This window comes from Providencia sp. NPDC089933, assembly GCF_049545585.1.
Lineage (GTDB): Bacteria > Pseudomonadota > Gammaproteobacteria > Enterobacterales > Enterobacteriaceae > Providencia > Providencia huashanensis.
Map to the genome: position 1 here is coordinate 128822 of NZ_JBMWDT010000009.1, position 23376 is coordinate 152197.

Sequence of the window (23376 nt, forward strand, 5' to 3'; positions counted from 1 at the left end):
AAAAAAGTAGTTAGTTCCGATATTTCACTCAATATGCAATAAATCTATTGTGAAACTCATTAATTTTAAATGAATCAATCGGTTGCATTTACACTAAATCAGCTTAAATAAGTTTTTTTACTTAATGTAAGAGAGGGGGGTATTTAGTTGGAATAATATTAATTATCAGATTGCCTTAAGATTATTGTGTTGGTATAAGAAATAATGACTAGATGGTCAACTAGGTATTTTTAATTTAAACTACACTCTAATTTGGAGTTAATATTAGGGGGGCTTATGCCCCCCTTGTTAATTTAATTAATAATAGTTATAAGTGTTTAAAACAACCATTGAACCTAAGATTGTTCCATTAGAGCTATTACTAATAACTGGACTAGTGATAGTCGTTGTACCCAATGAAGTTAAACGACCACCGGAGTAATTATCAACACGAGAAAATGCATCAATAGTAAGGTCTTTACCCGCTTGAACTAGACCTGAATTAGAATTGTCTAATTTATTCACGTCTAATTTAATAGTATTTGCACCTTGAATTGTACCATAACGGTTATCAAGATCGTTTCTTAAGGTAATATTAACATCACCACCATTTGATAGAGCATCTTTATTGTGAGCTACGATAATACCGCTATAGTTATTTGCGCTATTAGCTTTGATAGTGACAGAGCCATCTTTAGCATAGATTCCGCCAGAATGTCCTGCTACTCCAAACTTGCTTGCATAACTATTAAATCCGGTAGATCTAGAGTTATTTAAGCTAGTAGTATTAATAACAACATTAGAGTCCGCAGCAATTAATCCTTCATTATTTGATAAGTTTGTAGTTTTAATATCTAAATTATTTCCTTTAATATATCCATTTTGGTTATTTAGGGGATAAGCATTAAATTTAGATTTTCCAGCACTAGCAGATAGAGAACCTTTGTTATTAATGATATTAGCATCAATATTTAAAGCTCTACCACTCGAAATTGCAGCATAGCTATCATTTGTCAAAGTGTCAGAAAGGTTAATATTAGTTAGACCATTCGTTGATTTGATCAGAGAATTGTAATTTTGCAGCGAAGCTGCATCAAGGGTAACTTTTCTTTTAGCAATGATCTGGCTATCACTAGAATTATAGATAGAATCGCGAGCATTAATGGTGACATCGCGACCAGATACAGTAGAGTTATTATTATAGAGTTTCGAGGTGTTTATTGTTAAATCATTACCTGCTCTAATTCCACGCTCATCAACATTTATGACGTTGTTGCGTAGATTATAGATATTATCTATTGTACCAGAAGCCTTAATATTAAGATCGCCGCTATTCGTTCTAATTGAACCATTACTATTGTTGATATTACCTGATGTTACAATACTCATTGCTTGTCGTGCGTTGATAATACCACTTCTATTATCTACTCTTGAAGCAGTTAATTTAATATTTCCTGCATTTGATTTGATTTGGCCATTAACATTATTCAGATCTGAATTATTAGTAATAATGTCAATATCCCCATTAGCAAGGATAGTCGATGAGTTAGACAAACCATTTGCTTTAATATTAATACCACCAGATGAATTCATTCTAGAACTTTGGTTGTATACTAAACCAGTAGAATCAATATTAACTCCGCCAGCGCCTGCAACTAAACTACCTTTATTAGAAACACCTGTACCACTTTCAGTTGAAACTAAGGTAATTTTATTTGCGTACATACCACCCATAGCGGCAATATCAACACCTACGCTAGTTGGGTAACCAACACCTTGTACTTTAGTGACTTGTTTGCCACTCGCATCTACAAAGTTATTACCAGCAACAACATTAACTTCTTCAGCGTGGATATCTCCACGGATTACTGCTGAACGGGCAATAATGTCAGTTGGTGAATCAGATTGTAGACGGCTATTAATAATGATTTGGCCTTTTTCTACGTTATAACCGAGGAGATCACCACCTGCAACGATTGGCTTACCTGTTGTTAAAGTCACACGGTCAGTATTAATAAAGCCGCAATTATCACATGTGATACCTGATGCATTAGCAACGATGACTTGTGCTTTATTAGTTCCAGCCACTTCAATTACACCGCCAAGTACACTGGCTTTATTTGAATTGACTTCATTTAAGATAACTTTAGCAGGTCCATTACCATTATTTAAGTTTAGGTTACCATTGATTTGACCACCTAGAGTGGTATTTGTATTGGCAGCACTGTTATTTAGAATTACACCTTTTTGGTCAACATCGAATTGACTATAAATGTTATGGGAAACGCCTTTATCACTTGCTCCTTTAATATGAACAATTGTTGGGCCGTTAACTTGGTTTAATACACCTGCGCCATTAGTATTTACAACAGCAGCTTGAGCAACGGAAATAGAGCCTAAAATAACAGATACACTTAAAAAGAGTGGTTTGATTTTTAGTATCGGATGTCCGATTGATTTATCAGAATGTTTTTTCATAAAATATTCCTAAATATAGACTATAGATAAAATAAAATAGCTAAAATTATTGCTATTAAAGCGTGAAAATTATGCGTTATATTGGTTTTTATTAAAATTTAATTGTGCTTAAGTCTAATTGTTCAGGAGGTGGGAGATTTAAATGCCATAATGAAAGAAAGTGTAGTCTTTTATAACAAATAAAACATAATAACAAATAAAAACAACAAATAACGTTTACTCTGCTACAGATTATTAAGTGAATATACTAAAGTGGTAATACCTAGCTTTAAATTTCCGTAACTAATTGATTGGTGAAAGTTATTTATGCGTATTAAAACGAGGTTAATATTTAATCTAATCATTCCTAATTTTAAAGAAATATATTTTTAATTGGGGTGGGGGGATTTATAAATAGTAGATATGTATTATAAGTATCATTAAAGTTAATTTTCATTTTTAAATAAGAGACCGTTATTTTTAATAACGGTCTCTTAAAAGATAGTTAAAGTTATTTCTGTGTTGCCGATTTCATTTTAAATACAAATTCTGTTAATGTTTTTAGAAGAACATCAGGTTTATTTAGGTTATTTTCAATGATTTTTACTATAGCTGAGCCAGAAATAGCGCCGGCCGCACCATTTTTAATCGCTTCTCTAACTTGTTCCGGTTCTGAAATACCGAAGCCTTGTAATGCAGGCGCTGCTTGATACTGATTTAACTTATCAATCAAGTGAGTTAACGGCATTTCCGCACGTTTCTCTGTACCTGTTACACCTGCACGAGATAATAAATAAGTGTATCCACGGCTATATTGCCCAATTTGTTGTAACAATGCATCATCACCATTTGGCGGGCAAATAAAAATTGGGGCGATATTGTGCGCTAAAGCTGCTTCACGGAAAGCCTTTGACTCATTCATTGGAACATCTGCAACTAATACGGAATCAACACCTGCTTTCTCACAACGGATATAAAAGTTTTCAATCCCATTAGTAAACACCAAATTCGCATATACCAATAAGCCGATTGGTATAGTAGGGTGCTTTTCCCTTATACGGCCCAATAACTCAAAACAGATAGTCGGAGTAATTTCGCTTTTAAATGCGCGTAAATTTGCATTTTGGATCGTAGGGCCATCAGCGAGAGGATCAGAAAAAGGAATACCTATTTCTAAAGCATCTGCGCCACCTGAAATTAATGCATCGATAATTTTTAACGATAACTCAGCATCAGGGTCGCCTAATGTAACAAATGGAACAAATGCACCTTGATTGTTATGGCTTAAACGCTCAAAAAGTTGGGTATAACGTTCCATTAAATTTCTCCTTTGCTGGCCAGAATATCATGCACTGTAAAAATGTCCTTATCTCCACGGCCTGATAAATTTACGATGAGTAATTGTTCTTTATTTGGTTGTTGCTCTGCCATTTTTAATGCATAAGCGAGTGCATGTGATGATTCTAATGCAGGAATAATACCTTCTTTACGAGATAATAACTTGAAGGCATTAAGTGCTTCATCATCGGTAATGGAAACATACTCTGCTCGACCAATACTATTTAAGTGTGCGTGTTGAGGGCCAACAGAAGGAAAGTCTAACCCCGCCGAAATGGAGTAGGACTCTTCAATCTGCCCTTCGTTGGTTTGCATCATTGGGGACTTCATACCAAAATATATACCTACACGACCGTGTTTTAATGGTGCCCCGTGTTGGCCTGATTCAATTCCCAACCCTGCGGGTTCCACACCAATTAATTTGACGTTTTCTTCTGGTATAAATGAGGCAAATAAACCAATCGCATTGGAGCCACCACCAATACAGGCAATAACGGCATCAGGTAAACGACCTTCTTTTTCAAGAACTTGTTGTTTTGCTTCGTCGCCTATCATGCGTTGAAATTCACGTACAATGGTTGGGTAAGGGTGAGGCCCTGCGGCTGTCCCTAATAGATAATGGGCATTATCATAGCTACCAGACCAGTCCCTCAATGCTTCATTACATGCATCTTTGAGTGTGGCGGAACCACTGTACACAGGGATAACTTCAGCTCCCATTAATTTCATACGAAATACGTTAGGCGATTGGCGTTCAACGTCTTTAGCCCCCATATAAATACGGCATTTCATATTTAATAATGCGCAAGCTAAAGCAGTTGCCACGCCGTGCTGTCCTGCGCCTGTTTCCGCAATAATTTCAGTTTTGCCCATTCGTTTGGCGAGTAAAGCTTGGCCTAATACTTGGTTGGTTTTGTGGGCACCACCATGTAATAAGTCCTCACGCTTTAAGTATAATTTGGTCTTTGTACCAGCGGTTAAGTTTTGACAAAGTGTCAGGGCCGTAGGGCGACCTGCGTAGTTTTTAAGAAGGTCGTGAAACTCTTGCAAAAAACTAGCATCATTTTGCGCTTCAATAAAAGCATCTTCTAATTGGTTTAAAGCGGGAATAAGAATTTCTGGGACATATTGTCCACCAAACTCGCCGAAATACGGATCTAATTTGCTCATTGTTTGTTATCCATCTCGTCAATTAAATTGGGTCTAAATATTGTTTATTACTAATAAGGCTATCGTTATCTAGTGGTTAGCTATGTGTTGATTCCGCGAATAAAGTTGATAGCACTAAGTTTATTTTTTGTTCACTTTTAATTCCGGGCTCAATTTCCACCCCTGAATTAAAATCAAGTCCATTACAAAGTAATTTCGACGCTTCAAGGCAATTTTGGGCATTTAGCCCGCCTGCGATCATAAAACGTTGATTAACAGATTGCGGGATGGTGCTCCAGTCGAAAGTTTTCCCTGTACCGCCATGGCCATTATCTAGCAACAAAACATCGACACCTTGGGTGTCATAGTGAGACAAATCCACTTGTGACATATCGACTGCTTTCCAGATTTCACAATAACTGGGGAGCAGGTTTCTCAGCGTTGCTATATACTCTTGATTTTCTTGTCCATGTAATTGAACCGCGGATAACGCAAGGCGCTGAGCAATATGAGCAACAAAATCAGCTGACTGATTGCGAAAAACCCCAACGTATTTTAAGGGGGCAGCATGAATAATGTTTTGTGCTTGTGACAGTGTCACTTTACGTGGGGAACCTTCAGCAAAAATTAATCCCCCAAAGCAAGCTCCCGCATCTAATACTGCTTTTGCGTCTTGTTCACGAGTTAAACCACAAACTTTATGTTCACCAACTAATAAACGTTGTAGCGCTTTATCAAGATCAGTTTGTTCCATCAACGCACTGCCAATTAAAAAACCATTAGCAAATTGGTTAAGCGATTGAATATGTTGGTGTTGATGAATGCCTGATTCGCTGATAACAATTGTGCCTTGCGCTAATCGAGGGGCAAGCTCACGTGTCCGGTTTAAATCAATGGAAAGGTCACGTAAATCACGGTTATTGATACCCACGACTTTAGATTTTAAAGCAATCGCTCTTTCTAATTCTTCTTCATTACTGACTTCTGTTAACACGCCCATATTGAGTTGATGAGCAACTTGAGCTAAAGCGATATATTCATCATCACTTAGGACTGATAACATCAATAAGATAGCGTCTGCTTGGTAATATCTAGCTAGATAAATTTGATATGAATCAATGATAAAGTCTTTACATAATACAGGTTGCTTTACTGCCTGACTAACAATAGTCAGGTAATCCATATTACCTTGAAAATATTTTTCATCAGTAAGTACGGAAATCGCAGATGCATAAGGTGCATAGGTTTTGGCGATCACTTCTGGGTCAAAATCTTCTCTGATTAGGCCTTTAGATGGAGACGCTTTTTTGCACTCCAAGATAAAAACAGGGCGTTTTGCACTGAGCGCATTATAGAAGCTACGTTGACTAGGCTGAACTTCATCGATAAAGGCACTTAAAGGTTGTTTCGCTTTACGTTCAATGAGGTAGCTGGCTTTATCATCAACAATTTTTTGTAATACGGTTGCTTTCATGTTATTGGTTCCTTGCCGCTAGTGCAGTGACGCGGTCAAATGCTTTACCGCTACGGATAATTGCGAGTGCATGTTCACTATTTTGTTTTAGATTTTCATGGCCATTAATGCGCATTAACATCGCGACATTAGCCGCAACAGCGGCTTCATGAGCAGCTTTACCGTGCCCCTGAAGCAAGTTGCTTAGCAATACGCGGTTCTCATCTGGGGTTCCCCCTTCTAAATCAGTTAACGCATAGGGCGTTAAGCCAAAATCCTCAGCGGTTAACTGATAATAGTGTAAAGCACCATCTTTTAATTCAGCCACTTGTGTGGGCGCGTGTAGTGATACTTCATCCATCCCTCCACTGTGTACCACAGCTGCGCGTGTAAAACCAAGCATCTGTAATGTTTCAGCAACAGGTTTGACTAGTGTTTCTTGATAGACGCCAATAAGTGCGATTGGTGGGCGAGCTGGGTTAATCAACGGACCGAGTACATTAAATAAAGTGCGTGTTTTAAGTTGTGTACGTACCGGGGCCGCATGGCGAAAACCGCTGTGATATTGTGGTGCAAATAAAAAACAGACGCCAAGCTCATCTAGTGCATCGCGCGCACTTTGAGCACTTAGATCAAGAGCAATACCAAATGCGGCGAGTAGGTCAGAAGAACCGGAGCGGCTTGATACGCTACGATTACCATGCTTAGCGACTTTAATACCACATTCTGCGGCGACAAAGGCACTGGCCGTCGAAATATTGATACTATTAGCCCCATCACCACCAGTACCAACAATATCACTGAATGTATAATTAGGGCGAGGGAATGGCTGTGCATTTTCTAAGCAAGCCAGTGCAGCACCTGCAATTTCTTGGGGCTGCTCACCACGCATTTTCATACTGATCAACACCGCAGCTAATTGGGGCTCAGTTAACTCACCTTGGATAATAGCGTTAAATAAAAACTGGCTTTCTTGTTGAGTCAGTGGTTGTGCTTTAAATAATTTGTCATAAATATTTTGCATAATTGGCTCTTTAGTATCCCGTTAGTGCGAATGAGTGGTGGTATTTTCATTGGGTGTAGAAAGAGCCCATGCCACGGTATTTTCTAACAACTGTTTGCCTGTAGTTGTTAAAATAGATTCAGGGTGGAATTGGAACCCACAGACTCGGTCACTATCATTGCGGACTGCCATAACCATGCCATTTGATTGCGCACAAATTGTCAGGCTGCTAGGGATTTGGCTACCAACTAATGAATGGTAACGGGCTACAGAAATTGGGTTTTCAAGATTAGCAAACATGGCGAGTTCATCGTGAGTTGCGATAGAGGATTTACCATGTAATATTTCACCAGCAGCAGAAACAGTCCCACCATAAGCTTCAACAATAGCTTGGTGTCCTAAACAAATACCAATAACTGGAATTTTGCCTTTTACCTGCTGTAAGACTTCTGGCATTGAGCCCGCCGCGCTTGGTTTCCCAGGCCCAGGAGACAGAACTAAAATAGGGGAATCCATATTGTTTAATACTGACAGAATATGCGATGCGCTGACGGTATTACGGTAAATAACCACTTGATGTCCGCCAGAGCGTAGCTGGTCTACCAAGTTATAAGTAAAGGAATCTACATTATCGAGCAGTAAAATATTCGCCATTAAAATAACTCCTTTACTTGGTGTGCTTGGGCAATTGCGCGGATCACCGCTCGTGCTTTATTACGGGTTTCATCTGCTTCAGCTTGTGGTGAAGAATCCAATACGACGCCTCCGCCAGCTTGTACCGTTGCAATTCCATTTTCGACATAGGCGGAGCGAATAACAATGCAAGTATCAAAATCCCCATTTCCTTGGAAATAACCAACGGCACCGCCGTATGAGCCGCGTCGTTCCTGTTCATTTTGGGCAATTAACTGCATGGCTTTTACTTTTGGTGCCCCAGTAAGGGTGCCCATATTCATACAAGCTTGATAAGCATGAAAAATATCTAAGTCTTGGCGTAATGTTCCTACAACGTGAGAAACCAAATGCATAACAAAGGAATAGCGGTCAACTTTAGTTAAATTAGCTACATAACGGCTGCCAGCTTCACAAATACGCGCTAAATCGTTACGAGCAAGGTCTACTAGCATGATGTGCTCTGCTAATTCTTTTTCATCTGAGCGCATTGAGAGTTCAATACGGCTATCTAAATCGAGGTCTAAATCTCCCTGCGCATTACGCCCACGAGGACGCGTTCCAGCGATTGGGTAAATTTCCACTTTGCGGGTTTGGGTGGCATATTTCAGTGCGCTTTCTGGTGAAGCACCAAATAGGGTGAAATCTTGATCTTGCATGTAAAACATATATGGGCTTGGGTTTTGCAACTTCAGTTTTTGATATGAAATCAATGGGTGTGCACAAGGCATGGTAAATTTACGTGAGGGGACAACCTGGAAAATATCACCACGGTAAATAGCTTCTTTTAAAGACGTAACGATTGCACCATACTCTTGGTCGCTTTTATTTACTGTCACGGTAAAATTGGGCGCCGACTCAAGGGGAAGCTCAGGTAAAAAAGGGCGGCATGAAACGATAATTTGTTCATGTCTTTGTTTTACGGTTTCTATATTCTGTTGATTATCAGAAAAAATACAGCTTTTGATCCGTGCAGCCTGATTTTGATGGTCGATCACTAAATAATGTTCGGCGACAAAAAAACAATAGTCGGGGCATTGATTAACGCTCTTAACCTCAGGTAAATCTTCAAATCCTGCAACTAAATCGTATGCGAACAGACCACCAACAAATAGTGTTTCAGGTTTAGTCGAATAAGTTTGAGCAATTGTCGGTAGCGCTCTTAAAACATCCAAGCTAGAAGGGGCTTTAAGGCGATTATCTTCATCCAGATCTTGTTTCGGTTGGTTAAATGATACCGTTAATAGATTGTCACTAAGGTCGTGATGAGCTATTCGTCCATTAAGCTCAGTTAATAGCTTTGGTAATAGGGATTGACCATTAGGAGTTAAAGCTTCTATTTCAACACGCTGAGCAAATGCGCGTATACGTAGCGCACTATTAACAATCAGCAAACTTTGTAAATTCGCTTTGTTATTAACCTCGGCAGATTCCAATAACATCGTGGATGGAACCTGCTGACACAGGTGATTAAATAATAATGTTGGGTCTGGCTGATAGTTAATTGGGCTATCCAGATACTTAAAATGTGCTAATGTGGTGTTTTGTTTGTTCATTTTGTTGCCTTACGCTAATTTTAGACATTAAAAAACCCGCCGTAGAAAGGCGGGTTCGGCACTGAGACATACAATAACTATGCGCGTGCGGCTTCCGCCCAATTTGGGAAGTCACGCCACCAACGATTTGTTAGGTTAAATAAAGTCATGATATGCCTCACTGGATAAACTGATTAATTATTGGCGCCAAGCCATCTTGCGTACTAGTTAACTGGATCGTGTCTTTAGTGTCAAGCACTTTGTTAATTTATTAGGAAAATAGTTGTTAATGGAAATTGGAGAAGATACCACCATGCCGCAAGCAGCAACGTCATTATTGACTCGTTATGATTTACATAGTCATACGATTGCTTCGGATGGGGAGCTGACCCCTGAAGCGTTAATTGAACGTGCGATAACCATGGGCGTAAATATTTTGGCTATCACAGACCATGATACTTGCGATGGTGTATTGCAAGCGAGACGTTATTTGGCTGAAAATGATCGGCCAATTGAACTTATCAACGGCGTAGAAATATCCACTCTTTGGGAAAATATAGAAATACATATTGTGGGGCTAAACTTTTCTACGGAGCATCCCGCAATGATTAAATTGCTGGAAGAACAATCAGCTCGTCGATTAGAACGTGGAATAGAGATGGGGCGTCGTTTGCAAAAAGCTGGCATTGACGATGCATGGGAAAATGCACGAAATATTTCTGCCGGTGGGCAAGTGACTCGTGCGCATTTTGCACAATATATTGTTAAAATTGGTAAAGAAAAAACGATTAACAATGTATTTAAACGTTATTTATCAAAAGGCAAAACAGGGTATGTTCCTGCAAAGTGGTGCTCTATTCACGAATCTATCGAAGCCATTCACGCCGCAGGTGGGGTCGCTGTTTTAGCGCACCCATCTAAATATCAACTATCAAATAAGTGGTTGAAACGCCTTATTGCTTATTTTAAGCAATGTAATGGTGATGCTATGGAAGTTTCCCATTGCCAACAACCTCCAAATGAAAAGCAGTATTTAGCTGAGCTTGCAAAAGTTGCTGAGCTACGAACCTCAGTTGGTTCCGATTTTCATCGACCATGTTCTTGGATAGAACTGGGGCGCAATTTATGGTTACCTGATGATGAACAGGCCGTTTGGGCGCAGTGGGCTGAAGTAAAAAACACCTAATACTTTGATGTATTAACAATGCGGTGTAAAATAACCAGTATGGATAATGATTTATTTCACATAAATCATTTAATTGAATAAATAGATAGTACCATTTATAGGTATTTTGCCGGGTGATGCTGTCGATACTACGAAAAGTAGAGGTATGTATGAGCCAGTTTTTTTATATCCATCCGGACAACCCTCAGACGCGGTTAATTAGCCAAAGCGTTGAAATCCTAAATAAAGGTGGTGTTGTTGTTTATCCGACAGACTCAGGTTATGCAATAGGTTGTCGTTTAGAAGAAAAAGATGCATTGCAACGCATTTGCCGTATCCGCCAACTCGATACCAATCATAATTTCACACTAATGTGCCGTGACCTTTCTGAATTATCCAATTATGCCCATGTTGATAATACGGTATTTCGTTTAATTAAAAATAATACACCCGGTAATTATACGTTTATTTTACGTGCAACCAAAGAAGTCCCGCGCCGTTTAATGAATGAAAAACGTAAAACAATTGGTTTACGAGTGCCTTCTAATCCTATTGCAAGGGATCTACTTGAAGCGGTGGGAGAGCCGTTAATGTCGACCAGTTTAATCATGCCTGGTGATGATTTTACTCAATCTGATCCTGAGGAAATTAGGGATTTATTGGATAAACAGGTCGATTTAGTGATCCACGGTGGTTACATCGGGCAAAAACCAACAACAGTCATTGATTTTACGGATGACACGCCAGTAGTTGCTCGGGTCGGTACTGGAGACCCATCGCCTTTTGAGTAATGTTTAGCTAATAAAACACTGTGTTTATATAGCTAATTATATGAAAATGTATTGAAAGTGCGATATTCTGATAAGTAATAGGGCTTCAAGATAAACCTGTGTATAATACGCGGGTTTACAAATTCAATACTTTTTGGAGAGGGTAAACATATCACTCCCAAAAGTCATTTGACGCCTGTGAAGGCGACAGTAGAGGGTTACATGAGCGCTAAACCGCAAAAAACTGAAAAATTACAAAAAATCCTTGCCCGTTCTGGGCATGGTTCCCGTCGTGAAATCGAAACATTCCTGCAGGCAGGTCGTATTAGTGTTGATGGTAAAATTGCAACATTAGGTGACCGAGTAGAAGTTACAGCAGCAACAAAAATCCGTTTAGATGGCCGTTTATTAGCGATTAAAGAGCCTGAGAAAGAGATTTGCCGTGTTATGGCGTATTATAAGCCAGAAGGTGAATTATGTACTCGCCATGATCCTGAAGGCCGTCCTACTGTTTTTAATCGTTTACCGAAGTTAACAGGGGCTAGGTGGATTGCCGTTGGCCGTTTGGACGTCAATACGAGTGGGTTATTATTGTTTACGACAGATGGTGAATTAGCGAATCGGTTAATGCACCCAAGCCGTGAAGTCGAACGTGAGTACGCGGTACGTGTTTTTGGTGAAATTAACGATGCTAAAATTCGCCAATTAACCACTGGCGTGCAATTAGAAGATGGTCCTGCTTCTTTTAAAACGGTTTCATATCGCGGTGGTGAAGGGATGAACCAATGGTATAACGTGACGTTAACAGAAGGGCGTAACCGTGAAGTTCGACGTCTTTGGGAATCAGTCGGTGTTCAAGTTAGCCGATTGATCCGTGTTCGTTATGGCGACATTGATTTACCAAAAGGGCTTCCTCGTGGCGGGTGGACAGAGCTTGGTTTACAACAAACCAATTATCTTCGCGAATTGGTTGAACTAGCACCTGAAACAGAAAGTAAGGTTGCTGTTGAACGAGACCAACGCCGAATTAAAGCGAACCAAATTCGTCGTGCGGTGAAACGCCATACACAAGTTACAGCACGCCCTGCAGCTAAGCGTCAATCATCAAGGCCGACAGCGAAGCGTCGTACACGTATCTAATTTCGTAATAATCATTATTTCATTATTAAAGGAAAGCGCTAAGGGATACCGATGCGCTTTTTTATTCGCAAAAATAATTATGTTAAGTGTGTAGAAGGTTACAGTTAGCACTACTTTAAAGAAATATTAAGTTTTATCACTTATTGAACTAACTTCGTCATAAGACCATCAATTATTAAATTAATGGTCTAGCTCACATTATTATTAAACCCATCAAGAATAGATAACATTTATGAGATATGTGTCTCATTTTAATGTAACTAAAAAACTTAGTATTACCTCCCATGTGAGATGTCCCTCACATAATTTCTGCATTATTTATTGATAGTAATAGAAAAATAAGCAGTTAAACATTTTACTTACACGTTAGCTAGACAGTTTATCCAGATGAATAAAGAATGGTTTTTAAGCGGATAAACCTTGAATAAGGATAAGAAATGAAAAAAATAACACTAACTCTGAGCGCGGTTGCTTTGGCATTAAGTTTTACTGCAACTTCTCAGGCAAAAATACCAATGCCAGAAACAGTCAGCCCTGGTGTGACAGTCGTTGAATTAGCGCAACAGCAGCCTATTCATTGGGTTTCCATTGAGCAAATCAAACAAAGCTTAGAAGGCAAAGCCCCAATGGCGGTTGGTTTTGATATTGATGATACAGTGTTATTTTCGAGCCCTGGTTTTTATCGTGGTAAATTAGAGTTTTCACCAAATGATTTTAGCTATCTAAAAAACCAACAGTTTTGGGAAAAAATGAACAATGAATGGGATAAGTTTAGTATGCCAAAACAGGTGGGTATTGACTTAGTCAAAATGCACTTAGACCGTGGAGATACTGTTTATTTCATTACTGGCCGTACTAAAACAAAAACTGAAACCGTCACTCAATATGTTCAAGAAGGTTTAGCTATTCCTGAAGATAAAATGCAGAAAGTTATTTTTGCAGGTGATGAACCTGGTCAAAATAATAAAGTAAGCTGGATGCATGACCATAAGCTGACTATTTATTATGGTGATGCAGATGCAGATATTGCAGCAGCTCATGAATTAGGTATTCGTGGTATCCGTATTTTAAGAGCGGCAAATTCCTCTTATCAGCCATTGCCGAAAGCAGGGCGTTTTGGTGAGGAAGTGGTGATTAACTCAGAATATTAATTCTGAACGACAATTAATGAAAAAGGAGACGTTTATCGTCTCCTTTCTTATAACTTAAGTAAATTAGTTGGTTACAATAGAATCGATAATGACTCGATTGCCTGTGATGGTACCTGTTGTGCTATTAGTAACGATAGGGCTTGTGACCTTAGTTGTATTTGAAGAACGCAAAGTACCATATTGATTGTTGACCCGATTTTTTGAATCAATTGTCAGGTTTCTACCTGCATCAATGCTTCCTGAGTAATTTTCTAATAAACCCACATCAAGTTTTTGGTTATTAGCGCCTAAGATCTTCCCATAATTATTGTTAAGTGTTGATTTAAGCTTAACATCAACATCATTACGTGAAGCTGAAATATTATTCACGTTTGCAGCAATAGAACCATTAATATTGTAGAGAGTATCCCCTTGAATTTTTACAGTACCATTATTGGTTTGCAGACCACCGTTCTGATCCACCAAGCCAAACTTAGCATTAGCCTGTTTAAAGTCAGCACTATTGTTATTATTCAGATGACTGGTTTCGATGTTTAAATTGTTTTCTGAATGAATTAATCCAGCTTGGTTATCAATATTAAATGCCTTAATGGCTAGATTATTTCCTTTAATATAACCTGAGCGATTATTTAATATATTCGAATTGATAGCCATTTGACCATTATTTGAAATAATAGTGCCAGAGTTATTGATTTGGTTAGCATTGATATTCATTAACCGACCACTGTCTATTTTTGATGATGCATCATTGTTTAATGATACCGATGCATCAATATCCATACGACCATTAGCTGTCTTTATCACAGAGTTAGTTTGAGTCAAAGACATGGTACTGATCTCCGCACGGCGTTGGGCGATGATTTTGCTATCTGCTAAGTTTTCAATTGATGATTGTGAACTGATAACGGCATCTCTACCTGCAGTGATATTGGAGTTTTGATTTACAACATGCACTGCACTGATATTGATATCACGAGCAGAATTGAACCCTTTAGATGGGTCATTAGGGTTACCTTGATTATCTCGATTATAGATAATATTCATGGAATGGATATTCATATCGCCTTTTGAGGTATTGAATGAGCCATTATCGTTAATCAAAGTATCAGACGTTGAATTTATATTTTGTAATGCGGTGATTGTTCCTCCATTATTGTTTAATTGCCCCAATGTCGTTAAATTAATATCATTGTTGTAAGATGTGATTTCACCCTGATCATTATTGATGGTACCCGTACCTGCAACGGTGATATTGACGTTTTTATTACCAACCAGATGGCCGTTATTCGTTACAGCTGTTGCTTTAATGTTTAAATCTTTAGCGGCATTGACCCTTGCGTTAGTATTATTGACGCTACCTGCGCTATCAATCGTGATGGCACCATTATGAGTAATGATATCCCCCGCATTAGCAACACCCACTCCGCTTTCAGTGGCAATTAATGAGATTTTATTTGCATACATGCCACCCATAGCAGAAATATCGATGCCGACACTAGGTTTAGTGCCAATAGCTGTCGTTGAACCAATAACTTCACCAGAGGCATTGACTTGATTATTACCAGCAACAACGTTGAGACGCTGGGCATCAACAATACCATTAATCGCTACGGAACGAGCAATGATATCAGTTGGAGAATTAGCGTTAAAACTGCCGTTAATTGCGATTTTTCCTTGCTGTACATTATAGTTAGCAATAGAACCATCATTGGCTAGGTTGACTTTGCCTGTCGTCAGAGTCGCGTGATTGGTATTGATAAAGCCACAGTTATTGCAGGTGATACCTGAAGCGTTAGCAACGATAACTTGTGCTTTCCCTCCGGCTACTTCAATCATTCCGTTTAGGGTGGTTGCTGTATTAGAATTTACTTCATTTAAAATCACTTTAGCTCTATTACCACCAGCAACATTACCATTACTACCGATTTTGCCACCAAGAATGGTATTAGAGTTTCCTCCATTGTTATTTAAAATAACGCCTTTTTGGTCAACATCAAATTTACTATACACATTATGAGAGACCCCGCCTTGACTTGGTTTATTAATATAAACAACGGTAGGGCCATTACCTTGATTTAATATACCTGCACCATTCGTTGAGACAATCTCAGCTTGGGCTACTGTTGTTGAACCGACGATCATGGAAACGCATAAAAAGAGTGGCTTAAATTTCAATGTGGGAATATTGAAATTATGGTTTAAAATATTCTGCATATATATCCCTTAAAATAGGTAAGTTTTAATTAAACTAATAATCCTTTCTGGCTGTTTAATTATGCAGGTATATTGATTTTAATAAAATTAATAATATTAACGTGAATATATTGTTTATTGTTTTTCAATAAATAACTAAAACCGCATAAATATAGATGATGATCTATTAACTTCAACCAAAAATCTTAATTTTCAATTTGTTATAATTACTCTATTTCTGTAATGCATGGTATTTTTACTCAGGCAATTATACTTAATGAATTGGAATTGATAGGTTAAATTAAGTCGGCTGCATTAATAATTTTTATATTCTTAGCTTATGCTATAAAATATCATTATTTAATGATAAGTCTGAAATGTAATTATTTGAGGGAAAACAACAATACAAGTTAACAATAAATGAAAAACTTTATAAGTTTATTATTATTTTGCACTCTTATTTTGAGTGTTAATAAGGGGGGCTAGATTGCAGAGGGCATAGCCCAAAAAATGATTGGACTATGACCATTTAAATATTACAAATTACCAGTCAATTCCTTTTTGTGCTTTAATCCCTGCATCAAACGCATGTTTGATAGGCCGCATTTCAGTTACTGTATCAGCCAATTCTAACAAAAAGCGATGACAAGCCCTGCCAGTGATAATAACTGACTGGTTTTCTGGGCGGCTTTGTAGTGCTTGGGTGACTTCATTTAGATCAAGGTAGTGGTAGCTCACCATATAAGTTAGCTCGTCTAGAACCACCAAATCGTATTGTGGGTCACTGAGTAATTGTTTGGCATGTTGCCATGTCTCAAGGCAGGCAAGGGTGTCTGTTTCTTTATTTTGGGTTTCCCATGTAAACCCAGTGGACATCACGTAAAAAGGTACGCCTTGTGGTTCTAATAGCTCGCGTTCGCCATTATCCCAACTACCTTTGATAAATTGTATGACACCCGCTTTTTTACCATGCCCAATTGCGCGGCAAACAGTACCAAAAGCAGCGGTCGTTTTACCTTTACCGTTCCCTGTGAAAATAATTAATATTCCACGTTCAATTTGCGCCGCTTCAATGCGCGCATCCACCTTGTCTTTCAAACGTTGTTGACGTTCTTCGTGTCGGCTTTGAGACATAAATTATTACTCCGCTGCACCAGCCTTACGACCTGGTTGTGCATCATAACTTTCCCCTGTTTTACGGAGGCTATCATCACCCATTAAATAAATATAAATAGGCATAATATCAGCAGGGGTTTTCAGTTTAAGAGGGTTTTCTTCTGGGAAAGCACTTGCACGCATGCTAGTTCTTGTTCCTCCAGGATTAATACAGTTTACACGAAGATTACTTTGTTTATATTCTTCTGCTAAAACTTGCATTAAACCTTCAGTCGCAAATTTTGATACGGCATAAGCACCCCAGCCAGCACGCCCTTGTTTACCAACACTTGAGCTAGTAAAGACTAATGAGGCATTAGGTGCGCGAAGTAGCAGAGGAAGTAATGCTTGGGTTAACATAAAGGTAGCATTGACATTAATTTGCATGACATCATGCCAAAGGTCAGTCGGCTGCTCAGTGATTGGGGCAACCACACCGAGCATCCCTGCGTTATGTAAAACACCATCTAAATAGGGTTTTGTATCAGAAATTTTTGCAGCCAATGCATGGCAGTCATCGATAGTAGCAGTGAGTAAATCTAATACATAGCAAGGGGATTTCTTCCCAGATAAAGCGGCGATTTCGTCGCTAACGGTTTCTAACTTGTGCTGTGTTCTACCAACTAGGATTAAGGATGCACCAAAACGTGCGTAAGTGAGAGCGGCTTCGCGACCAATACCATCACCGGCACCGGTTACGAGTATGGTTTTTCCTTTCAGTAGGTCTTGTCGAGGTTGATATAGGAGCATATTCTTTCCTATCATTATGTTTAACATGTATTCTTATCATCGCATTGATTACGATTATTGGCTAATCTAACACAGATATCTACTAATTATATTGTGTTAATGACTGTTTTTTTCTGGTTGTTTACTGACAATCGTGAGATTATTTTTGTATTGAAGATAAATATCAGAAGGATCAAGTTGTGGAGTATTTCTCTTTGTATGGGTTATTTTTAGCAAAAGTCATAACAATCCTTGTGGCTGTTGTTTTGCTAGCTGTTTTTGTGTTTGGTGTTGGTATGCGCCGTCAAGGTACAAAAGGGGCATTAAAAATCACTGATTTAGGTGAAAGCTATCGTGAACGCCAGCGCCAAATGCAGCAAGTAAAAATGAATGAATCAGAACATAAGGTCTGGCTGAAAGCATTTAAAAAACAGCAGAAAGTTAAATCAAAAAGTGAGAAAACTGGGGCAAAACTGGGGCAAACCGGTGTTAAAAAACCGTGTTTATATGTCTTAGACTTTAAAGGTAGTATGGATGCGAGAGAAGTTTCTTCTTTACGAGAAGAAATCAGTGCAATCCTTGCCGTTGCTGACCAGCAAGATGAAGTTTTGTTAAGGTTAGAAAGCCCTGGTGGGATGGTGCATGGTTATGGTTTAGCTGCCTCGCAATTATTAAGGCTAAAAGAAAAAAATATTTCACTGACCATTGCTGTTGATAAGGTTGCTGCAAGTGGTGGCTATATGATGGCCTGTATTGCTGATAAAATTATTGCTGCACCATTTTCTATCATTGGGTCAATTGGTGTTGTTGCACAAATACCTAATATTCACCGTTTACTCAAAAAACACGATGTAGATGTTGAGTTGCACACTGCTGGTGAATATAAACGAACGCTAACCATGCTTGGTGAAAATACGGAGCAGGGGCGTAAGAAATTTGTGGAAGACTTAAATTCAACTCATGAATTATTTAAGCAGTTTGTACATCAAAATCGACCTACCTTAGACATAGCATCTGTGGCTACTGGTGAGTATTGGTATGGTTCACAAGCCATAGATAAGGGATTGGTTGATAAAATTGGCGTGAGTGATGATGTCATTATTAACGCTATAGACACCAAAGAAGTGGTGAGTATTCGTTATGTATTAAACAAAAAAATGATGGATAAATTTATGGGGAGTGCGGCAAATAGTGTTGATAAATTGTTACTCCGCTGGTGGCAACGAGGCCAAAAGCCATTATTATAATTTTAACTGTAACCTCGTAAATAAATCATTTTAGTCCTAAAATTAATTACCGGCCTTAATCGCCGGTAATTTTTATTAAATAGCTTAATAGTTAACTAATTGTTATTACTTAGTTGGTATTGTTCAGATAGAACATGAGCTAGGTGTTTGTACATATTAAAAGCAGCCGTACTTTTTAATGTGGGAATATTATTTTCATCTAGAAAAAATTCCCCTTTAAACACAAAAGTACCCCGATGTTGCTCAACAGCGTTGACAAACATGCCATGAATATAGTCATCATGTTTCTTTATGATATCATTAGCTTTTTCAAGTAACTCTTCTTTTGTAATGATTGGTAGATTATCTTGCATAACATGGCTTCCTTGAAAAAATAATTGGTTGCTTCTAGCATTTTATCAGGTAGAGTGTGTGTTTTTCAATGACAGCTAAACACATTTATTTGGTTAAAATCAGTGAACTAGAAGACTTTGTGTTCTTTTAGAATAACGTGACTGAGTTTATAAGTTTTGTTTCAGCACAAATAATTGTTTAAAAAATTATTGATATATTGTGATTGTGTCGCAATATAAAAAAGAGATTCTCATTTTGCGCATTTTAATGTAGAAATGCGCCATTGTTGATATTTAGGTAAAGGTAAATATGGGTAAAGCTCTTGTTATAGTGGAGTCCCCGGCAAAGGCCAAAACGATCAATAAGTATCTTGGCAGTGGCTACGTTGTGAAAAGCAGCGTTGGCCACATTCGTGATCTGCCGAAAAGCGGCTCTGGTTCACAAACCGGCTCACAAAAGAGTACAGGCTCATCTACCGACAAAACAAAGAAAGTTAAAAAAGATCCTCGTGATGCGTTAGTCAAGCGTATGGGGATTGATCCTTACCATGGTTGGGAAGCGAATTATCAAATTCTGCCAGGCAAGGAAAAAGTTGTTTCTGAACTGAAATCACTGGCAGAAGATGCTGATCATATCTACCTAGCAACGGACTTGGACCGTGAAGGGGAAGCTATCGCATGGCATCTGCGTGAGGTGATAGGTGGTGATGAATCTCGTTTTAGTCGAGTTGTGTTTAATGAAATTACAAAGAATGCCATCACACAAGCTTTTGATAGCCCTGGTGAATTAAATATTGATAGGGTTAATGCGCAGCAGGCTCGTCGTTTCATGGACCGTGTTGTGGGTTATATGGTCTCACCACTTTTGTGGAAAAAAGTGGCTCGTGGCTTATCTGCCGGTCGTGTTCAATCAGTCGCAGTGAAACTGATTGTTGAGCGTGAAAGGGAAATTAAAGCGTTTGTTCCTGAAGAATATTGGGAATTACACGCTGATTTAGCGGATAAAGACATTGCAAATTTACGCATGGAAGTTACGTCGCAATCTGGTAAATCGTTCAAGCCTGTTAATAAAGCGCAAACTACAGCAGCGGTAAAATTGCTTGAAAAAGCACGCTTTGAGGTTATTGACCGCGAAGACCGTCCAACCTCGAGTAAACCGAGTGCGCCTTATATTACTTCAACCTTGCAGCAAGCAGCGAGTACGCGCTTAGGCTTTGGGGTGAAGAAAACCATGATGATGGCACAGCGCCTGTATGAAGCTGGTTACATCACCTATATGCGTACCGACTCAACTAACTTGAGTCAAGATGCATTAGATATGGTTCGTGGCTATATTAATGACAACTTTGGCGCGAAATACCTGCCTAAAGATGCCAACGTATATAGCAGCAAAGATAATTCTCAAGAAGCGCACGAAGCTATCCGTCCTTCTAGTGTTGATGTGTTACCTGATTCACTAAAAGATATGGAAAATGACGCCAAAAGATTGTACCAATTAATTTGGAACCAATTTGTTGCATGTCAAATGACGCCTGCGAAATATGACTCTACGACCTTAACAGTGAAAGCGGGAGAGTTTGAACTGAAAGCCAAAGGGCGTACGTTACGTTTTGATGGTTGGACGAAAGTGATGCCTGCGCTGCGCAAAAACGATGAAGATAAAACGTTGCCACCTATCCAAGTAGGCACGGAACTATCATTAATCGAATTATTGCCTAGCCAGCACTTCACCAAGCCACCAGCGCGTTTTAGTGAGGCATCATTAGTTAAAGAATTAGAAAAACGGGGAATTGGTCGTCCTTCTACCTATGCAGCCATAATCTCGACTATTCAAGATAGGGGTTATGTTAAAGTAGAAAATCGCCGTTTTTACGCGGAAAAAATGGGTGAAATTGTTACTGATCGTTTAGAAGAAAACTTCAACGATTTGATGAACTACGATTTTACCGCACGTATGGAAAATCAGCTCGACCATGTTGCTAATCATGAGGCGGAATGGAAAGCGGTTCTCGATGAGTTTTTCTCTGACTTTAGTACGCAACTCGATGTTGCTGAAAAAGATCCAGAAGAAGGGGGAATGCGCACTAATCCGATGGTTATTACATCAATAACCTGTCCTGATTGTGAGCGGCATATGGGCATCCGCACAGCGTCAACAGGGGTATTCCTTGGTTGTAGCGGTTATGCATTACCACCGAAAGAGCGTTGTAAGAAAACGATCAATTTAATCCCTGAAGATGAAGTTCTTAACGTGCTTGAAGGGGATGATGCGGAAACTAACGCGCTAAGAGCTAAGCGTCGTTGCCCGAAATGTGGCACTGCGATGGATAGCTATTTGATTGATAACCAGCGTAAATTACATGTGTGCGGTAATAACCCTGCGTGTGAAGGTTATGAAATCGAAGAAGGTGAGTTCCGTATTAAAGGCTATGATGGCCCAGTTATTGAGTGTGACAAATGTGGTTCTGAAATGCACCTGAAAATGGGGCGTTTTGGTAAATACATGGGCTGCACCAATGAAGAGTGTAAAAACACACGTAAAATTTTAAGGAGTGGTGAAGTTGCACCGCCGAAAGAAGATCCAGTGCCACTACCGGAATTGCCGTGTGAAAAATCAGATGCTTACTTTGTATTGCGTGATGGCGCAGCTGGGGTATTCCTTGCCGCGAATACTTTCCCTAAATCTAGGGAAACTCGTGCGCCTCTAGTGGCTGAGCTACAACGCTTTAAAGACCGTCTGCCTGAAAAATTAGCCTATTTAGCAGAAGCGCCTGCTGAAGATGGTGAAGGTAATCCAACTGTTGTGCGTTTTAGTCGTAAGACTAAACAGCAGTATGTTTCTTCCGAAAAGAACGGAAAAGCAACGGGTTGGAGTGCTTTTTATGTTGATGGTAAATGGGTCGTCAAAGAAAAGTAACAGGTTACTTTTACGTTAAAAAATCAAAGCCAGTCAGAAATGACTGGCTTTGTTATTTAGAGGTGAATACCGATCTTTGGCCTTATTGAATGGCACTATTGTGATATAACCACCAATTATTAACTAAACTCAAATACAGCACCAAAGCGATAACAGATTTGTGCTAACTTAGATATTGTCATTAATAATGATGATTAAAACAGTACAATTCTTATCTTATGAATGTATTAAGGTAAGTCGATGGAATGATAGATAAACGTTATCCACCGGAGGCAAAATGAAGTTAAAAATGTGTTTACTGGCTGCATTATTTACTGCGGGCACTGCGTATGCGGCTCAATCTACCGTAGTATTAAAAGAGGCAACGCCGACTGGCGATGGTAAAGCAATAGGTGAGGTTGTTATCACAGAAACAGAATACGGATTACTGTTTACTCCTAAATTAGCTGGCTTGCAAGCGGGAGTTCATGGCTTCCACGTCCATGAAAACCCAAGTTGTGAACCCGCAGACAAAGATGGCAAATCTGTCCCTGCATTAAAAGCTGGTGGTCATCTAGACCCTGCAAAAACCGGGGTTCATAAAGGCCCATACGATAATAGCGGTCACTTAGGTGACTTACCCGGTTTAGTTGCTGATAGCCAAGGCAATGCAAACTATGCGGTATTAGCACCACGCTTAAAATCACTGAAAGATGTCCAAGAAAGAGCTCTCATGGTGCATGTTGGTGGTGATAACTATTCTGACAACCCTGAAGCTTTAGGTGGCGGCGGGGCGAGGATGGCTTGCGGCGTTATTAAATAATATTCGTTATATTTCGAGCTGTGGCGTTGTTGGCTACGGTTGTTAACCCTAATCACATACTTTTTGTTATGCTCTTAGGGCTTACAGCATTTGCTCGCTAGTCACAACTCGAATTATTTAGCGTATTTTAGTGAAAAGATAGAACCTTGTTTTCGGTTTAGATGAAGGTTAGAAAAATAAGGCTCGGGT

The 23376-nt window shown here is 39.1% G+C and carries 18 protein-coding genes and 1 other annotated feature; of the genes, 7 read left to right on the plus strand and 11 right to left on the minus strand.

Annotated features, from left to right (window positions below):
* Positions 1 to 297 precede the first annotated feature (297 nt).
* From ACPEH5_RS14070 to ACPEH5_RS14100, 7 genes are all read right to left on the minus strand, one after another.
* Positions 298 to 2457 (minus strand): filamentous hemagglutinin N-terminal domain-containing protein, encoded by a 2160-nt coding sequence (locus ACPEH5_RS14070; protein WP_423727048.1) that lies wholly within the window; start codon positions 2455 to 2457, stop codon positions 298 to 300.
* 490 nt (positions 2458 to 2947) lie between these two features.
* Positions 2948 to 3754, minus strand: a complete 807-nt coding sequence (gene trpA, locus ACPEH5_RS14075) for a tryptophan synthase subunit alpha (protein ID WP_042843658.1) — start codon at positions 3752 to 3754, stop codon at positions 2948 to 2950.
* Positions 3754 to 4944: a tryptophan synthase subunit beta gene (trpB, locus tag ACPEH5_RS14080; protein ID WP_042843659.1), complete on the minus strand. Its 1191-nt coding sequence runs from the start codon at positions 4942 to 4944 to the stop codon at positions 3754 to 3756. The genes trpA and trpB overlap by 1 nt, the downstream gene beginning before the upstream one ends.
* Before the next feature lie 76 nt (positions 4945 to 5020).
* Complete coding sequence (gene trpCF / locus ACPEH5_RS14085) at positions 5021 to 6397, minus strand: bifunctional indole-3-glycerol-phosphate synthase TrpC/phosphoribosylanthranilate isomerase TrpF (protein ID WP_048607264.1); 1377 nt, start codon at positions 6395 to 6397, stop codon at positions 5021 to 5023.
* Between the two features lies 1 nt (position 6398).
* Entirely contained in the window at positions 6399 to 7400 is a 1002-nt protein-coding gene (trpD, locus tag ACPEH5_RS14090; RefSeq protein WP_042843661.1) for an anthranilate phosphoribosyltransferase, read from the minus strand.
* A gap of 21 nt (positions 7401 to 7421) precedes the next feature.
* Positions 7422 to 8033: a glutamine amidotransferase-related protein gene (locus ACPEH5_RS14095; protein WP_042843662.1), complete on the minus strand. Its 612-nt coding sequence runs from the start codon at positions 8031 to 8033 to the stop codon at positions 7422 to 7424.
* Positions 8033 to 9607 (minus strand): anthranilate synthase component 1, encoded by a 1575-nt coding sequence (locus tag ACPEH5_RS14100; RefSeq protein WP_131680775.1) that lies wholly within the window; start codon positions 9605 to 9607, stop codon positions 8033 to 8035. Before ACPEH5_RS14100 ends, ACPEH5_RS14095 begins: the two co-directional genes overlap by 1 nt.
* A 26-nt stretch (positions 9608 to 9633) precedes the next feature.
* Positions 9634 to 9735: a sequence feature (Trp leader region), on the minus strand.
* A 164-nt stretch (positions 9736 to 9899) separates the two neighbouring features.
* Here ACPEH5_RS14100 and rnm point away from each other — a divergent pair.
* The 4 genes from rnm to aphA all read left to right on the plus strand — a co-directional run bounded on the left by rnm (position 9900) and on the right by aphA (position 13812).
* Positions 9900 to 10772 (plus strand): RNase RNM, encoded by an 873-nt coding sequence (gene rnm, locus ACPEH5_RS14105; RefSeq protein WP_048607286.1) that lies wholly within the window; start codon positions 9900 to 9902, stop codon positions 10770 to 10772.
* A gap of 149 nt (positions 10773 to 10921) precedes the next feature.
* The gene (locus tag ACPEH5_RS14110; protein WP_042843664.1) at positions 10922 to 11542 is read left to right on the plus strand and encodes an L-threonylcarbamoyladenylate synthase; all 621 of its coding nucleotides are present in this window, start codon (positions 10922 to 10924) and stop codon (positions 11540 to 11542) included.
* 201 nt (positions 11543 to 11743) lie between these two features.
* The gene (gene rluB, locus ACPEH5_RS14115) at positions 11744 to 12661 is read left to right on the plus strand and encodes a 23S rRNA pseudouridine(2605) synthase RluB (protein ID WP_042843665.1); all 918 of its coding nucleotides are present in this window, start codon (positions 11744 to 11746) and stop codon (positions 12659 to 12661) included.
* Between the two features lie 437 nt (positions 12662 to 13098).
* Positions 13099 to 13812: an acid phosphatase AphA gene (gene aphA / locus ACPEH5_RS14120; RefSeq protein WP_042843666.1), complete on the plus strand. Its 714-nt coding sequence runs from the start codon at positions 13099 to 13101 to the stop codon at positions 13810 to 13812.
* 63 nt (positions 13813 to 13875) lie between these two features.
* Here the strand turns inward: aphA and ACPEH5_RS14125 are convergent, their stop codons facing one another.
* From ACPEH5_RS14125 to ACPEH5_RS14135, 3 genes are all read right to left on the minus strand, one after another.
* Entirely contained in the window at positions 13876 to 16026 is a 2151-nt protein-coding gene (locus ACPEH5_RS14125; protein WP_423727049.1) for a filamentous hemagglutinin N-terminal domain-containing protein, read from the minus strand.
* Between the two features lie 522 nt (positions 16027 to 16548).
* Positions 16549 to 17139 (minus strand): cob(I)yrinic acid a,c-diamide adenosyltransferase, encoded by a 591-nt coding sequence (cobO, locus tag ACPEH5_RS14130; protein WP_042843668.1) that lies wholly within the window; start codon positions 17137 to 17139, stop codon positions 16549 to 16551.
* Positions 17140 to 17145: 6 nt separating this feature from the next.
* Positions 17146 to 17910, minus strand: coding sequence for a YciK family oxidoreductase (locus ACPEH5_RS14135; RefSeq protein ID WP_042843669.1), 765 nt, complete (start codon positions 17908 to 17910; stop codon positions 17146 to 17148).
* Positions 17911 to 18089: 179 nt separating this feature from the next.
* Here ACPEH5_RS14135 and sohB point away from each other — a divergent pair, with 179 nt between their 5' ends.
* Entirely contained in the window at positions 18090 to 19136 is a 1047-nt protein-coding gene (gene sohB, locus ACPEH5_RS14140) for a protease SohB (RefSeq protein ID WP_042843670.1), read from the plus strand.
* A 95-nt stretch (positions 19137 to 19231) separates the two neighbouring features.
* Here the strand turns inward: sohB and ACPEH5_RS14145 are convergent, their stop codons facing one another.
* Entirely contained in the window at positions 19232 to 19489 is a 258-nt protein-coding gene (locus ACPEH5_RS14145) for a DUF2498 family protein (RefSeq protein ID WP_042843671.1), read from the minus strand.
* 289 nt (positions 19490 to 19778) lie between these two features.
* Between ACPEH5_RS14145 and topA the strand changes: the two genes are divergently transcribed.
* Positions 19779 to 22385 carry a type I DNA topoisomerase gene (gene topA / locus ACPEH5_RS14150; RefSeq protein ID WP_042843673.1) on the plus strand — a complete coding sequence of 869 codons (2607 nt, stop codon included), beginning with the start codon at positions 19779 to 19781 and terminating at the stop codon, positions 22383 to 22385.
* 277 nt (positions 22386 to 22662) lie between these two features.
* Positions 22663 to 23187 (plus strand): superoxide dismutase family protein, encoded by a 525-nt coding sequence (sodC, locus tag ACPEH5_RS14155; protein ID WP_042843675.1) that lies wholly within the window; start codon positions 22663 to 22665, stop codon positions 23185 to 23187.
* The last annotated feature ends 189 nt before the right edge of the window (positions 23188 to 23376 follow it).

What these genes read in the sequence shown, in the direction of transcription:
- ACPEH5_RS14070 (WP_423727048.1), bottom strand. Translation starts at nt 2,457, where the DNA reads ATGAAAAAACATTCTGATAAATCAATCGGACATCCGATACTAAAAATC.
- trpA (WP_042843658.1), bottom strand. Translation starts at nt 3,754, where the DNA reads ATGGAACGTTATACCCAACTTTTTGAGCGTTTAAGCCATAACAATCAA.
- trpB (WP_042843659.1), bottom strand. Translation starts at nt 4,944, where the DNA reads ATGAGCAAATTAGATCCGTATTTCGGCGAGTTTGGTGGACAATATGTC.
- trpCF (WP_048607264.1), bottom strand. Translation starts at nt 6,397, where the DNA reads ATGAAAGCAACCGTATTACAAAAAATTGTTGATGATAAAGCCAGCTAC.
- trpD (WP_042843661.1), bottom strand. Translation starts at nt 7,400, where the DNA reads ATGCAAAATATTTATGACAAATTATTTAAAGCACAACCACTGACTCAA.
- ACPEH5_RS14095 (WP_042843662.1), bottom strand. Translation starts at nt 8,033, where the DNA reads ATGGCGAATATTTTACTGCTCGATAATGTAGATTCCTTTACTTATAAC.
- ACPEH5_RS14100 (WP_131680775.1), bottom strand. Translation starts at nt 9,607, where the DNA reads ATGAACAAACAAAACACCACATTAGCACATTTTAAGTATCTGGATAGC.
- rnm (WP_048607286.1), top strand. Translation starts at nt 9,900, where the DNA reads ATGCCGCAAGCAGCAACGTCATTATTGACTCGTTATGATTTACATAGT.
- ACPEH5_RS14110 (WP_042843664.1), top strand. Translation starts at nt 10,922, where the DNA reads ATGAGCCAGTTTTTTTATATCCATCCGGACAACCCTCAGACGCGGTTA.
- rluB (WP_042843665.1), top strand. Translation starts at nt 11,744, where the DNA reads ATGAGCGCTAAACCGCAAAAAACTGAAAAATTACAAAAAATCCTTGCC.
- aphA (WP_042843666.1), top strand. Translation starts at nt 13,099, where the DNA reads ATGAAAAAAATAACACTAACTCTGAGCGCGGTTGCTTTGGCATTAAGT.
- ACPEH5_RS14125 (WP_423727049.1), bottom strand. Translation starts at nt 16,026, where the DNA reads ATGCAGAATATTTTAAACCATAATTTCAATATTCCCACATTGAAATTT.
- cobO (WP_042843668.1), bottom strand. Translation starts at nt 17,139, where the DNA reads ATGTCTCAAAGCCGACACGAAGAACGTCAACAACGTTTGAAAGACAAG.
- ACPEH5_RS14135 (WP_042843669.1), bottom strand. Translation starts at nt 17,910, where the DNA reads ATGCTCCTATATCAACCTCGACAAGACCTACTGAAAGGAAAAACCATA.
- ACPEH5_RS14145 (WP_042843671.1), bottom strand. Translation starts at nt 19,489, where the DNA reads ATGCAAGATAATCTACCAATCATTACAAAAGAAGAGTTACTTGAAAAA.
- topA (WP_042843673.1), top strand. Translation starts at nt 19,779, where the DNA reads ATGGGTAAAGCTCTTGTTATAGTGGAGTCCCCGGCAAAGGCCAAAACG.
- sodC (WP_042843675.1), top strand. Translation starts at nt 22,663, where the DNA reads ATGAAGTTAAAAATGTGTTTACTGGCTGCATTATTTACTGCGGGCACT.